At 48.5% G+C, this 12534-nt stretch carries 14 protein-coding genes; 9 read left to right on the top strand and 5 right to left on the bottom strand.

The window, feature by feature from the left end; genetic code table 11:
• Positions 1-165 precede the first annotated feature (165 nt).
• The 5 genes from SPIRS_RS03875 to SPIRS_RS03895 form a co-directional block, all read right to left on the bottom strand.
• Positions 166-1302, bottom strand: a complete 1137-nt coding sequence (locus tag SPIRS_RS03875; RefSeq protein ID WP_013253366.1) for a GGDEF domain-containing protein — start codon at positions 1300-1302, stop codon at positions 166-168.
• 169 nt (positions 1303-1471) lie between these two features.
• Positions 1472-2035, bottom strand: a complete 564-nt coding sequence (locus tag SPIRS_RS03880; protein ID WP_013253367.1) for a class I SAM-dependent methyltransferase — start codon at positions 2033-2035, stop codon at positions 1472-1474.
• The gene (locus SPIRS_RS03885) at positions 2022-2339 is read right to left on the bottom strand and encodes a hypothetical protein (protein WP_245537695.1); all 318 of its coding nucleotides are present in this window, start codon (positions 2337-2339) and stop codon (positions 2022-2024) included. Before SPIRS_RS03885 ends, SPIRS_RS03880 begins: the two co-directional genes overlap by 14 nt.
• A 25-nt stretch (positions 2340-2364) precedes the next feature.
• Positions 2365-2910, bottom strand: a complete 546-nt coding sequence (locus tag SPIRS_RS03890) for an RNA polymerase sigma factor (protein ID WP_013253369.1) — start codon at positions 2908-2910, stop codon at positions 2365-2367.
• A gap of 202 nt (positions 2911-3112) precedes the next feature.
• A complete protein-coding gene (locus SPIRS_RS03895; RefSeq protein WP_013253370.1) occupies positions 3113-4045 on the bottom strand; it encodes a dihydrodipicolinate synthase family protein in 933 nt (310 codons plus the stop codon).
• A 255-nt stretch (positions 4046-4300) separates the two neighbouring features.
• Between SPIRS_RS03895 and SPIRS_RS03900 the strand changes: the two genes are divergently transcribed.
• The 9 genes from SPIRS_RS03900 (at position 4301) to SPIRS_RS03940 (ending at position 12532) form a co-directional block, all read left to right on the top strand.
• Complete coding sequence (locus SPIRS_RS03900; RefSeq protein ID WP_013253371.1) at positions 4301-5068, top strand: glucose 1-dehydrogenase; 768 nt, start codon at positions 4301-4303, stop codon at positions 5066-5068.
• A gap of 18 nt (positions 5069-5086) precedes the next feature.
• On the top strand, positions 5087-6031 hold the full coding sequence (locus SPIRS_RS03905; RefSeq protein ID WP_013253372.1) for a Gfo/Idh/MocA family protein: 945 nt from the start codon (positions 5087-5089) through the stop codon (positions 6029-6031).
• A 4-nt stretch (positions 6032-6035) separates the two neighbouring features.
• Positions 6036-6926 carry a sugar phosphate isomerase/epimerase family protein gene (locus SPIRS_RS03910; protein ID WP_013253373.1) on the top strand — a complete coding sequence of 297 codons (891 nt, stop codon included), beginning with the start codon at positions 6036-6038 and terminating at the stop codon, positions 6924-6926.
• Positions 6927-6966: 40 nt separating this feature from the next.
• The gene (locus SPIRS_RS03915; protein ID WP_013253374.1) at positions 6967-7938 is read left to right on the top strand and encodes a tripartite tricarboxylate transporter substrate binding protein; all 972 of its coding nucleotides are present in this window, start codon (positions 6967-6969) and stop codon (positions 7936-7938) included.
• A gap of 62 nt (positions 7939-8000) precedes the next feature.
• The gene (locus SPIRS_RS03920; protein WP_013253375.1) at positions 8001-8459 is read left to right on the top strand and encodes a tripartite tricarboxylate transporter TctB family protein; all 459 of its coding nucleotides are present in this window, start codon (positions 8001-8003) and stop codon (positions 8457-8459) included.
• Positions 8460-8480: 21 nt separating this feature from the next.
• Entirely contained in the window at positions 8481-9998 is a 1518-nt protein-coding gene (locus SPIRS_RS03925) for a tripartite tricarboxylate transporter permease (protein WP_013253376.1), read from the top strand.
• Entirely contained in the window at positions 9998-10429 is a 432-nt protein-coding gene (locus SPIRS_RS03930) for an HIT family protein (protein WP_013253377.1), read from the top strand. Before SPIRS_RS03925 ends, SPIRS_RS03930 begins: the two co-directional genes overlap by 1 nt.
• Positions 10430-10432: 3 nt before the next feature.
• Complete coding sequence (locus SPIRS_RS03935; protein WP_013253378.1) at positions 10433-11392, top strand: phosphoglycerate dehydrogenase; 960 nt, start codon at positions 10433-10435, stop codon at positions 11390-11392.
• 177 nt (positions 11393-11569) lie between these two features.
• Positions 11570-12532 carry a LacI family DNA-binding transcriptional regulator gene (locus SPIRS_RS03940; RefSeq protein ID WP_013253379.1) on the top strand — a complete coding sequence of 321 codons (963 nt, stop codon included), beginning with the start codon at positions 11570-11572 and terminating at the stop codon, positions 12530-12532.
• The last annotated feature ends 2 nt before the right edge of the window (positions 12533-12534 follow it).

Below are 12534 nucleotides of genomic sequence, written 5' to 3' on the forward strand. Positions count from 1 at the left end.
GAAGCCAAGTTTCTTGGCAAGTGAAGCTGTATTCATTCCATCGGTAAATGATTTTGAGATCTGATGTTGCGGAAATGGCAGACTGTTATCGGAGATGTAGGAGAGATACCTATTGGCTTTGCATGATGAAAAATGTTTCATGGTTTCTCTTTGTGTCCGGTTGTTTTAATGTGTCTCATGATAACGATTTTTTTCTTCGTACATAAGCGAGTCAAGATAGCTGATGAAGTCTTCTGCATCTCCCTGAAAGGAAGGCGAGTATTCGTCGCCGCCGATGCTTAATGAAAGTGTATAAGGACAGCCAGACTTCGAACTCGTTTCTATTGCACTGTGGACTCGCGCTATTACTCCATCGAGCTCGGCTCTGTTTGCGTTTGGCAGAATCACGACAAACTCATCACCGGCATAACGTGCAATGAAATCATCAATGCGTAGTGCTGTCTGCATTGCCTTCACGACCATAATAAGCGCTTCGTCGCCAACGACATGCCCATATTGATCGTTTATATGTTTAAAGTCGTTCACGTCTGCCAGGAACGCACAAAATCCCTTTTTTGATTGCCTGCACTCCTGGATCAGAGCCTCGAGATACTCATCGAGGCGTCGTCGGTTATATGCTCCTGTAAGATAGTCGTACATGAGCCTCCGTTCTTGAATGGTGGAATTGAGAACAATCATTGATAATGTATAAGTAGGCAAAAGAATGACAAATTTAGGGAGCAATATCTGCAGCACACCGCCGACGGCCATGGGAACAGGGACGGACATCAACCCCTGAAACACTCTTGGATTGATTGTCTTCTTTCGGGAAAGGGCAAGAATTACTGCCCAGGCGAGATACCCATAGAACACAACGGTGGTGATGTGGAGGAATCTTCCTGGATACAAATACCCGTTTTTGTCGATAGCAAATATACAATCTTTTAAGAGCGAAATGAAACACAAACTTAGGTTTACAAGAGCTGGTACCGAGTAAAGGACAATGGCCTTTCTTTTTCTTCGGTGCGGCGGTAGTGTGACCAACTCTATATAGCCAGCGTAAAGCATGCTGATGAGGGGGGTGCTTACAAAAAGGAGGAAGGTGGAATTCCTTAGGATGACCTGTCCAAGCGTAGTTTTTGTGCCTTCTGTCAGTAATATGGCTGAGTCGCTGAAAAGCGTAATGCATACCAGCAGAAGCATAGATGTAAAAAAGCGGTAATCTAATTTCTTCCGTTCCCGTTTGTCCTGTATTCCCGCAAACAATAATACGATGATTTGCGAACAAAACAAATCGATGTTGATCCTCAGACCGACATCCATGCCTTTTCTCCTCGCCACATGCTGAACGAATACTGCACTGCTGCAGTAAATATGCACTACTATAAGTTTTAGTAGTTATCGAAAGAATAACAAGGAATTATCTGAGTTTTTGATATGGCGATTCTTGAATAAGAATTTGTCGCAACCCATAAAATAGGACCGTATCAAGTCAGGCCGTCTTTCTGAAAATCTGGAATGTCTTTCCCTCAAGGATCTCCTTCGAACTTTCCAAAGATAGTCCTGCCGCTTTCATGGCACTGCATATACCCTCCGGTGATGATGAGTGGCCCCAGTGGCGTCCTCCCTTTGCCGCCTTGTTCCGGTCGATCACCACAAGGCGGCCTTCGGGTTTCATGGCCCGGCTGGCAGATTGAAAATAAAGCTCCGGTCTGGCGATGTGATGGAAGCTATTGTGCGAAAAGATCAAATCTTGGGAGGCCTCTGGAAGGAGACAGCTATGTTCTTCTCCGAGAACCGCGATGATTCGGGATTCCATCCCTTTGTTCCGTGCATAGTCCATCAAAAAACGAAGATTTTTTCCGCTGATGTCGACTGCATAGACCTCGCCGGTGTCGCCGATTTTTCTGGCGAACTCGACGGCAAAAAAGCCACCGCCCGAACCTATGTCCGCCACAACCGATCCCTGTCGAAGAGGGAGGTATGTGAAAATTTCTGCCGCTTCTTTTTTTGCCCTCAGGTTTAAACCCTGCAGGAAAAGTTTATTGAGGATCATGTTCCGCATCCTCAAATCGTTGTCTGAACTTTTCTCTCCACTCATTCCGATGATGATACGTATCTTTGTCATCATGGCCGGTGTGATGTAATCCCCCTTTGAATAAGATGTGGCTTAGCAATACCAGCCCCCAGGCCTGCCAATAGCCGATGACGGAAAGACCGAAAAGCTGGGGCATAAGCCAATTCCAAAGCAGCATGACAACAAGGCCGAGGACAAGGGCAAAGGCCGCTGCGGCAACGATTCCCAGGATAACCCAGAGCCCTATCCTCAATGGGTGAAATTTTCTGTTATGGTAGAACATCTTTTTCCCTCCTGTATATTGAGCCTCACATTTCCTCATGCAAGAGCTCCTTGATTTCCTTTAGTCTTTGTCGTAAAAATTTCACGGCATACCGTTTCCGGGCGGTAAGGGTGTTGATCGATTCCCCGGTCAGCTCGGCGATTTCAGCAAAGGTTCGTCCCTCTATCGCCTGTAATATGAAAACCTCTCGCTGGGACTCGGGCAGTTCATCAAGACTCTCGTAAAGGGTGTCCGCAATAATCCTCCGTAGGTACGCATGCTCACCCCCTGGCAGTTTAAGATCTGCGAGGAGGTCAAGGCCGTCGGTGCCGTCGTCGACGATAAGCTCTGTCTCCTTCTCCCGGCGAAGAGCGCGGGCACGATAGTAGTCGATCACACGATTTTTTACGGAACACCATAGCCAAGCTACCAGGTTATCGATGGGATCGAGAACATTCACATGCTCCGTCGCCCGAACAAATATTTCCTGAAGCATATCTTCTGCCTCTGCCGCATCATCGATACGCCGAATAATGAAATGGAGCATTTTGCCGTACTGATCCCGAAAAACCTGCTCAAGCCGGTGTCCCATTCATCCTCCCTACAATAAGCATAGACGAAGAGGTTAAGGTTTTGGTGTATGATAAACCGTTCTTTTGCGAAATATGATGTCAGTGAAGGATTACAGATTTGATGTGGAAATATTGGGCTTGAAAAATGAATGGTCTCTACTGTCAGGAATCCTGGTGATCTCTATGCCCGAGAGGGGATAGAGATCACCAATATTCGAAACACTACCCAAGGTCAGCGATTTTCTTCCTGTAAGCCTCGGTACCTTCAATGAGTTTATCCAGTATGGCTTCGACTCCCCATACCTTTTCATGTACGTCATAGGGAAAGGTTCTGGACCCTGTAGCCTTAAAATTTCCCAAACGCTTGTGGTACATCTTTGCCAGTACGGGGTAGCCATATGCTTCGGTGCAGGCGGCAAGGACCAGAAAGGTCGCAAGCTCCTGGGCAAGGGCCGGATGATCCTGGCTTGAGCAGTAAAGCCATTTATATAGATCGGGATGAAAGTTTGTGCTGACGCCGTTGAATCCTCTGGACCCCGCCTTCATTGCATCCCAGGCGATTGCCGCATTTGCATTGAGGATTGCCATGCCACTCTTTTTTGTGATGGCCACACGGCGTTGTACGGTTGGCAGATCACAGGAGACATCCTTCATGAAGCTGAACCTCCCACTATCGGCCAGGACCTTGAGTTCTTCATCGGAGACCAGGCGCCTGTAGGGGGCCGGACACTCATAAATTCCCAGGGGCAAGTCCGAAGGAAGTCGTTCCAGTAGCCATTTCAGGTTGCCGATAAAGGTATCTGTTCCTTTGCGGCCGGGGTCGAGGTGGTTTGAGACCAGGACGATACCGTCGGCGCCTGAATCAACCGCCACCTTTAATTCTTCGAGTTGCCCATAGGGATCGTCGCTTGTGTGTCCCGAGGCGACGACGGGAACGCGCCCTTTTACCGTCCTGACGACGAATTTCGCGAGTTCTGATTTTTCCTGAAGGCTGAGGTATTGCATTTCACTGGATTGGCAGACGGCGAATAAGGCATCTGCCCCATGGCTGATGTACCATTCGATTAAAGCCTCCAGACTTTCGTAGTCGATGCTGTCGTTTTCGGTAAAGGGTGTGATCATTACCGGAACAATGCCTTCTATTTTCTTTTTCATTCTTATAGCTCCTTTTCCTGCATGTCTCTGTCTTGAAAACGATGAAATATCATGAACAACTAAATTTATCATCCAAAATTAAGTTGATGTCAAGTGAAAGTGCCCTTTTTTAGCCGTTAATAGCGGGTGAAACAAATTAATTTAGTTTTTTGTTGACACCTCATAAAAGTCATGTTAATACTATTTTCATACTTTTGATAACGATTACATATCGTGAAAAAATAAATCACAAAGATTAACGATTAAGGAACTAAGATGAAGGCTTGTGAGAAATTTAGCTTGGAAGGAAAGACTGCGGTAGTGACCGGGGCCACAAGAGGGCTCGGCCAGGGCATTGCATTGGGGCTTGCCGAAGCCGGAGCCAATATCGTGTGTGTTGGACGAAGCGATGATTCGGGAACTCGTGAGAAAGTGAAGGCTTTGGGTCGTGAATACCTCAATATTCGACTTGATGTAGCACTTCCTGAAAGTCCCGATCTTATCATTGAGAAGGCGGTGTCGGCTTTTGGGAAAATTGATGTGCTGGTAAACGCCGCCGGAATTACAAGGAGAGCAATGGCGCTGGATGTCAGCCGTAAGGATTGGCAGGATGTCCTGGATGTAAATCTGACTGGTTTGTTTTTCCTTTGCCAGGCTGCTGCACGGCAGTTCGTCAAACAGGGACATGGAGGGAAGATTATAAACATAGGCTCCATGACCTCGTATCAGGGAGGCATCAAGGTTATTCCCTATACCGCTTCGAAGGCCGCGGTCAGGATGATTACCATGCACATGTGCAATGAGTGGGCTCCCTACGGTATTCATGTCAACTGCATTGCTCCCGGATATATGGTCACCGACATGACTGCTCCCATGCGGGGCGAGGCTTCGCGCATGGCGGAAACAAATACCAGGATTCCTATGGAGCGATGGGGAGTTCCGGAAGACTTGGCAGGGGCTGCTATCTTCCTCGCCTCAGAGGCTTCGGACTATGTGAATGGATTCACCATCGCCGTGGACGGCGGATTTTTGGCAAAATCCTAAGGAGACATGGAGAAACGCATGAAAAGGAAATTCAGAGTCGGGCTGGTGGGATGCGGCTCGATTGCAGAGAATGCCCATCTGCCGATTCTTTCGGAGATGGATAATGTTGAACTGGTCGGTGTTATCGCAAAACGTCTTGCCAGTGCCCAAACCGCAAAAGAGCGATACGGCATTTCCCATGCCGTAGAAAATATCGAACAGTTGATTGAACTTGGCCTCGATTGTGCCTTTGTTCTCTCGCCCAAGGAATGTCACCATGAACATGTGCTTGCGTTACTCAACGCCGGCCTCGATGTGTTCAGCGAAAAACCCATGGGATGCAGCCTTTCCGAGATGGAGGAAATGGTTGAGGCCTCGGAAAAGAGCGGCAAGGCCCTGATGATCGGTTTTAACCGTCGTTATGCTCCTGTATATCGGAAAGCAAAGGAAGTGTACGGAACCTTGTCTCCCGATGTCATCATAGCCCAGAAAAATAGACCGGCATCGGAATATCGTGCAACTCTGGAGAATGCCATCCATATGGTGGATCTCCTGCGCTACTTTTGCGGTGAGTGTGAGGATGTCCAGGCAATTTCTAAATTTACGGACCCCTATTATGAAACCCTTGCGACGGCGCAAATGACTTTTTCGAATGGTACCGTCGGTATGCTTGTCGCCGATCGCGCAAGCGGGCAATGGGTGGAGACATTCCAGATGCACGGCCATAACAAGAGCGTCCTTGTCAACTGTCCCGATACCGTAACTGTCGTGGACCATGAGGAGAGCCATACCACCGACATGACGCCCCTTGCCATGGGCTGGGCTCAGGTCGCTGATAAGATGGGATTTCGTGCCGAAGACGAGCATTTTTTCTCTTGCCTTGAAACAGGAGAGACGATGCTTACCAATGCGGCGGATTCCTTTAAAACTCATCTCCTGATGCATAAAATTCTTAAGGCCGCAGGCCTTCCCGACCTGGAGTAGGTGAATGAAGATTGCCGGTCATACGATGGGAACACCGGAGTATTCACTTGAGGATGCTCTTCGGCTTTTCAAGAAGATTGGACTCGACGGAGCCGAGATCATTGTTCAGGATGGTTACCGGTGTGCACTGGAGGAAAAGACATCCACTGATACGCTTCGGGAGTTATCCCGTCTTGCAAAAGATCTGTCCCTTGAGATTCCCTGTCTGACTCCCTATTTTTCCCGGTTCAACGATCTTGACGAGGGTATCCGAGAAAAAGAAATCGAAGGCATGTGCAAGGTTATCACATACGCAGAAATTCTGGGGGCCAAGTATATCCGCCTGTATGGTGGAAACTTCGGTCAGGACGAAAGGGATGAAGACGGGAAAAAGCGCGGCTGTCTGGTGGAAAGTCTTCGTTTCCTAGGGGAGATTGCCAAGAAACATGGGGTCTCTCTGGTGCTGGAAAATCACTTTAATACCATGACCGTATCGGCCCGGGAAAGTGTTGATATTTCCTATGCTATTAACCATCCTTCGGTAGGTATTCTCTACGATCAGGCAAATCTGACATTCACCGGAAACGAAGAATACGAAACGGCCATTCCTCTGCAATTCGACAAGAGCTGGTATGTTCATGTTAAGGATTTTGTCTTCAGGGGAAATGACCACACCTTCTCATCATCTGATGTATCACACCCTCAGGAGGAGGAGCGGAAGGTCGTGACCCGAATTGTCGGAGAGGGAATTCTTGACTGGCCGGCAATCCTGCAAATGCTTAAAGATAGAGGTTACAGCGGCTGGTTGTCGCTTGAATATGAGCGGCGATGGCATCCGCAGGATATTCCCGACGCATCGCTTGGAATGAAGCAGAGTGCCGCATTTCTGCGAAAGATCATTCGAGATCTGAAATAATCAGCAATTCTTTCCCGAAAGGGATACAAAGGAGCAATATATGAAGAAAAGAGTTTTCCTGGCCCTGATCGTAACATTCCTGCTGTTCTCCGGCGAGGTTTTCGCGAATGGAGAAAAGGAATACCCGAATCAGAACATCAACGTTATCGTTCAGTATTCTGCCGGCGGTGGAACGGACCTGTCCGTTCGTGGCGTTCTTGATGCAGCGAAGGAAACGCTTCCTTCCGGTACCAATTTTGCCGTTTCCAATGTTACCGGAGGTGCCGGCCTCATCGGACTGAACCAGGTGGTCACCTCTCCCTCCGACGGTTACACCCTCGGCGTGCTTAACACCGACCTCGTCATCAACTACTGCCTGGGGCGAACCAAGATTTCCGTAGAAGACTTTGAGCCTATTGCCTGCGCCCTGATCGATCCCTTTGTGCTGATTGCGGCTGCCGATGCGCCGTATACAACCTTCGAAGAGTTCATCGAATATGCAAAGGCTCATCCGAATGAGATTGTTATTGGAGAAACCGGAATGGGTGCGGCTCCCTCGCTTGCGGTCCTTGCCATCGAGCAGTTTTTCGATGTCAAGTTCAAGACGGTATCCTATGGAGGGAGTGCGGACTGCGTGACCGCGATCGTCGGCGGACATATCAATGCAACCATCGCCCAAACCGTCAATGCGGCATCGCAAGTTCAAGCCGGGAACCTCCGTTTCCTTGCCTCGATGTCCGAAGAGCGGCTTTCCACCTATCCTGATGTTCCAACCATGAAAGAGAGTTATGCAGATATCGATTTCTTCATGCCCGGCTTCTGCATTATTTCTGCCAAGGCCGATGTAGATCCTGCAAAGGTGGAATATCTGCGAAGCGTTTTACGGCCTGCAATCGATTCTGATGCATTCCAGAAAACGCTGAAAACCATGGGAATGCAGACAATCAATATGGATGGGGCGGAGACTAAGGCCTTCCTTGCCGATCAGCTGAAACTCTATTCGAAGCTTTGCAAGGATATCTCTGTCAAATAATCGAAACGAGTGAACGGCAGCCCTTTTTACGCCGCCGTTCACTCCTCATCAAGGTGACGTACGTGAAAAAATATAATATCGGAACCGCGATACTGCTCATCTGTGTCGGGATCTATGTGATTCATTATTCCGGCGGATTTGACCCAATTGTAAATGGAACCCCGGGACCAGGCTTCTGGCCGAGAATTCTTGGTGTCTTGCTCATTTTCGTCTCCACGCTGCTTGCTGTAACGACGATATTCACACGGAAACAACTTGCCGATCATCTGATTGATTTCAAGGCGAAGGGATTTCGCCAGGTCGTTAAATTGTTTGCCGTGATGATTCTCTTCGGTGTTGGACTTAATTTTATCGGCTTTCTACCTTCGTCATTGCTTTTTGTTGTACTGGTTATGTGGATCATGGGCGTGCGAAGTATACCAAAGATCTGCATTGCAAGCTTTGCAATCACCATAAGCATTTATGTCATATTCGCAGTGGCTTTGGGCTTGGTTTTGCCCAAAGGAAAGCTTTTCTATTAGCCAATTATATCGAGGAGAACAATGAGCGCTTTCTTCCAAGCTTTAGCATCGGTTATTAGTCCGGCGAGTCTTTTGTCGTTATTTTCGGGGGCTCTCTGTGGTGTCTGGGTCGGTGTCATGCCCGGCTTATCTTCTGTTATGGGCATGTCGATTATGCTTCCTCTTACCCTCTCGCTTTCCGGTTCAAACGGCATCATGATGATGCTGGGGATTTTCTGTGGGGCAATCTATGGGGGGTCGGTCACCGCAATTCTCTTGAATACTCCAGGAACGGCGAATTCGGCTGCTACCTGTCTTGATGGGAATCCCATGGCAATCAAATACAAGCAGCCCGGTCGTGCCCTTTCTATTTCCACTACAGGCTCTACCTTCGGGGGAATGTTTTCTTCCGTTATGTTATTGATAACGGCACCCCTGTTGGCAAAGGTCGCTCTGAAGTTCAGTGCACCGGAATACTTTGCCCTGGCTGTGTTCGGCTTATCGGTGGTTACCAGTGTATCCAGCACGAGTGTGCTGAAGGGAATTATCGGAGCCATCCTCGGTTTGTTGCTTGCAACGATCGGCATGGACAGCTTTACCGGAGATTTCCGATTGACCTTTGGGACGATCTATCTTTCGGGAGGCATCTCCTTTATTCCGGTTCTCATTGGTTTATTTGCATTTTCTCAGGGGCTTATTACCGTTGAAGAAACCTTCAATAAAAAGAAGGAAGAGGTACAAAAGACAAAGATAGAGCGGATCTTTCCATCCAGACAGGATATCAAGACAATTTTTCCGTCTCTTGTTCGTTCCAGCCTTATCGGTACCTTGATAGGTGCGATACCGGGGACAGGTGGCGATATTGCCGCCTGGGTCGGCTACAACGAGGCAAAGCGCTGGTCCAAGCATCCCGAGAAGTTCGGCGATGGGGCTCCAGACGGCATTGCCGCTCCGGAAGCCGCAAACAATGCCATAAGCGGCGGTGCCTTGATTCCCCTTCTAACCATGGGAATTCCCGGCGATGCCTGTACCGCAATTATGTTGGGTGCCTTGATGATGCAGGGCATAAGCCCAGGGCCGTTACTGTTCACCGAACAAACCGAAAAGGTCTATCTCATCATCGTGGGATTGTTCTTTGCCAATGTTTTCATGGCAATCATAGGCTTCAGCGGTATCAAGTTTTTCTCAAAGATTGTCAATGTTCCCAATCACCTGATGACCCCCATCATTTTCGTTTTCTGCTTTGTCGGAACCTTCGCGATCAATCATAACATTAACGATGTCTACCTGATGATTATCTGCGGTATCCTTGGCTATTTCATCATCAAGATGGAATTTTCTATTCCTCCCATCATTCTGGGACTGATCCTGGGCGCGACAATCGAGAACAATTACCGAAGGGCGATGGCCCTGTCCGATGGAAATGCATGGATATTTTTCCAGCGGCCCATTTCCTGTGTTCTGCTGATCATCGGAATCATTTCTTTATTCTATCCTCTCTTTTTCCCCATCATCAAACGTAAACTGGCGGTGCGAAAGAGCCGCAGGAGTAATGTGTAATGGATACGAAAGCTGTGGATCAATGCATCTGGTGTGACAGGGACGAGGCTCTGGAGAAAGTTGTCAGGGAGATCGCAAGTTTTCCGACGGGAACGCTCTATCTGCATCGTGACCAAACACACCGCGGAAGGTGCATCTTCGCTTACAAGGAACACCTACGGAAAATAACGGAGCTTTCACGTGAACAGTACATGGCGTTGATGGGAGATATTCATACTTCCGTTTCTGCCATCACCAAGGCCTTGAGCCCGGATAAAGTGAACATTCTCATTCTTGGGGACAGCTCCGAACACATGCACATTCACCTTTGCCCGAAATATCGGGATGGGAAGCAATGGGGTGTTCCCTTTGTCGTGGATGAGGCAAAACCGTTGCTGCTTGACGATGCAGCTCTACACATACTTGTCGATCGAATGAAGGAGTATATCTAAATTATGGGGAAAATACTGATAACGGCATCTCACTATGCGCAATTGTGTGCACCTGCAAAGGAGATGCTTGAAAAAGCGAGACATACGGTTGTTCTCAATAAGAGTGACATGCCCTATTATTCTTTCGAGCAGCTACGACCTTTGGTGGCGGATATTGATGCTGCGATTATCGGAATGGATCGATGGGATGAGGAAATTTTTGCTCTTGCTCCGAGGCTCAAGGCTATAGCCCGCTTTGGTGTCGGAATCGATAATATCGATCTGAGCGCAGCCCGGCAGCGAGGCATCAAGGTAACCAACGCTCTCGGCATGAACGCCAATGCAGTGGCGGAGCTTGCCGTTGGGTACATATTTGACATGGTAAGGAATACCATTCGCCTCAATGCTGATCTCAGCAAGGGGGTTTGGAGTCGGGCAGTGGGACACGATCTCAAGGGGAAAACCGTTGGCTTGCTTGGTTTTGGGGATATTGCCCGCCGTGTCGCAAAAAAATTGTCGGGATTTGAGGTGAGGATTCTTGCGTGCGATCTGTTTCCGAACAGGGAGGCGGCAGCGGCGCTGGGCGTTACCCTTGTGGATGAAAAGACCCTTCTTGCGGAAAGCGACATTGTCAGTATCCATATTCCCAGTACCAGGGAGACCCGCCATTATATGAATAGGGATACGTTTGCCCAGATGCGAAAGGGGGCCTATTTCATCAATACCGCGCGAGGTGCTTTGGTCGATAGCGAAGCATTGTGCGATTCCATTGAGGCCGGGCACCTCGGTGGGGCTGCTCTTGATGTTTTTGAGACGGAGCCCCTGCCGAAGGAGAGCCGGCTTATTGCCATGGATAAGATTATTTGTACGCCCCATACAGGGGCCGAAACCTTTGAGACCTACACCGCGGTAAGTCTCTGTACGGCACAAGCCGTCATCGATGTTCTGAATGGAAAAGAACCTCAAAACTGGGTAAATACATGATGACGAAATTCCCGTAGGGTATATGTTTCGTCCGCCGCCGTTAAAAATCGATGATCGGGTGCTGAATGGGAAGCCTTTCAGCACCCGAAATGCTTCCTTAAGAGTCTGCTATAGATGTATACGTTCTGATTGCATCTCATATTTGTTGTAGGTTACAATAGGGTCCAAAAGGGGGGGATGTTTTTGGTTACACTCAAAGATGTTGCGGCGCGCGCTGGAGTAAGCATTGCAACGGCATCGCGAGTGATCAACGGAAATCAAAACGTTACGGAAGCTTCCCGTGAGCGTGTTCTGAAAGCTATTCAGGATTTGGGGTACTACTCAAATGAGGTTGCCAGAGGATTACGGCAGGAGTACCTGAAAATCATCGCCGTTACCCTTCCTACCATCGCTAACCTTTTTTTTGCCGAAATGCTCCAAGGCATTGATGATGTAACCACCATTGCAGGCTATAGTATCCTCTTTAACGATACGACGAAAAATGACGAGGTGGAACGACAATGCCTGAGGAATATCAGGAGTATGGGTATTGCCGGCAGCATTGTTTTTCATCTTGATGTTATGGACAACATGTTGATACAACTTTGTGATGCCAATTTTCCGTGTCTGATCATTGGGGACACGGTGCAGGAGACGGTCGGAAAGGTTTCCTTTGTCCAATACGATGTGAAGGCCTTGGCCCAGTCGGCTTTCTTGCATCTCGCTCAATTTCAGCCGAACGATATCTGGTTTTTTTCCTCGCTGTTTAACGGAAACATCTACCTGGATGAGGCTTTAATTGCCCAATGCCCTGCAAAGCTTCATTTGATGCTGACTACCGACGATCCCAAGGATGCAGAGCGGATGTGTCGAAAATATGATATACACGGGCAGGGACACGCATTTGTATCTGTCAACGATTTTCAGGCTTTGGGTATCCTGAACTATCTGAGAAATCGGGGCGAGCCGATGCATCTTGTCAGTTTCGGTAATACCTCTCTTGCCCAGAATTTATCACCCCAGATAACCTCCGTTGCTCCTTCCGGATATCAGATCGGCGTTGCCGTGGCAAAGATGATTCTTGCGGAAATAGAGGGGCAGGCCGTCGATGAATCGTTATCCACATTACTTACCCCGGTTCTGATCCCCCGGGAGACCTAAAA

Origin of the sequence: Sediminispirochaeta smaragdinae DSM 11293, from assembly GCF_000143985.1 — a bacterium.
Lineage (GTDB): Bacteria > Spirochaetota > Spirochaetia > DSM-16054 > Sediminispirochaetaceae > Sediminispirochaeta > Sediminispirochaeta smaragdinae.

Excerpts from the sequence above, each read along its gene's own strand:
- SPIRS_RS03940 (WP_013253379.1), top strand. The coding sequence starts at position 11,570 with ATGTTTTTGGTTACACTCAAAGATGTTGCGGCGCGCGCTGGAGTAAGC.
- SPIRS_RS03900 (WP_013253371.1), top strand. The coding sequence starts at position 4,301 with ATGAAGGCTTGTGAGAAATTTAGCTTGGAAGGAAAGACTGCGGTAGTG.
- SPIRS_RS03885 (WP_245537695.1), bottom strand. The coding sequence starts at position 2,339 with ATGTTCTACCATAACAGAAAATTTCACCCATTGAGGATAGGGCTCTGG.
- SPIRS_RS03915 (WP_013253374.1), top strand. The coding sequence starts at position 6,967 with ATGAAGAAAAGAGTTTTCCTGGCCCTGATCGTAACATTCCTGCTGTTC.
- SPIRS_RS03935 (WP_013253378.1), top strand. The coding sequence starts at position 10,433 with ATGGGGAAAATACTGATAACGGCATCTCACTATGCGCAATTGTGTGCA.
- SPIRS_RS03875 (WP_013253366.1), bottom strand. The coding sequence starts at position 1,302 with ATGGATGTCGGTCTGAGGATCAACATCGATTTGTTTTGTTCGCAAATC.
- SPIRS_RS03890 (WP_013253369.1), bottom strand. The coding sequence starts at position 2,910 with ATGGGACACCGGCTTGAGCAGGTTTTTCGGGATCAGTACGGCAAAATG.
- SPIRS_RS03910 (WP_013253373.1), top strand. The coding sequence starts at position 6,036 with ATGAAGATTGCCGGTCATACGATGGGAACACCGGAGTATTCACTTGAG.
- SPIRS_RS03925 (WP_013253376.1), top strand. The coding sequence starts at position 8,481 with ATGAGCGCTTTCTTCCAAGCTTTAGCATCGGTTATTAGTCCGGCGAGT.
- SPIRS_RS03880 (WP_013253367.1), bottom strand. The coding sequence starts at position 2,035 with ATGATCCTCAATAAACTTTTCCTGCAGGGTTTAAACCTGAGGGCAAAA.
- SPIRS_RS03895 (WP_013253370.1), bottom strand. The coding sequence starts at position 4,045 with ATGAAAAAGAAAATAGAAGGCATTGTTCCGGTAATGATCACACCCTTT.
- SPIRS_RS03930 (WP_013253377.1), top strand. The coding sequence starts at position 9,998 with ATGGATACGAAAGCTGTGGATCAATGCATCTGGTGTGACAGGGACGAG.
- SPIRS_RS03905 (WP_013253372.1), top strand. The coding sequence starts at position 5,087 with ATGAAAAGGAAATTCAGAGTCGGGCTGGTGGGATGCGGCTCGATTGCA.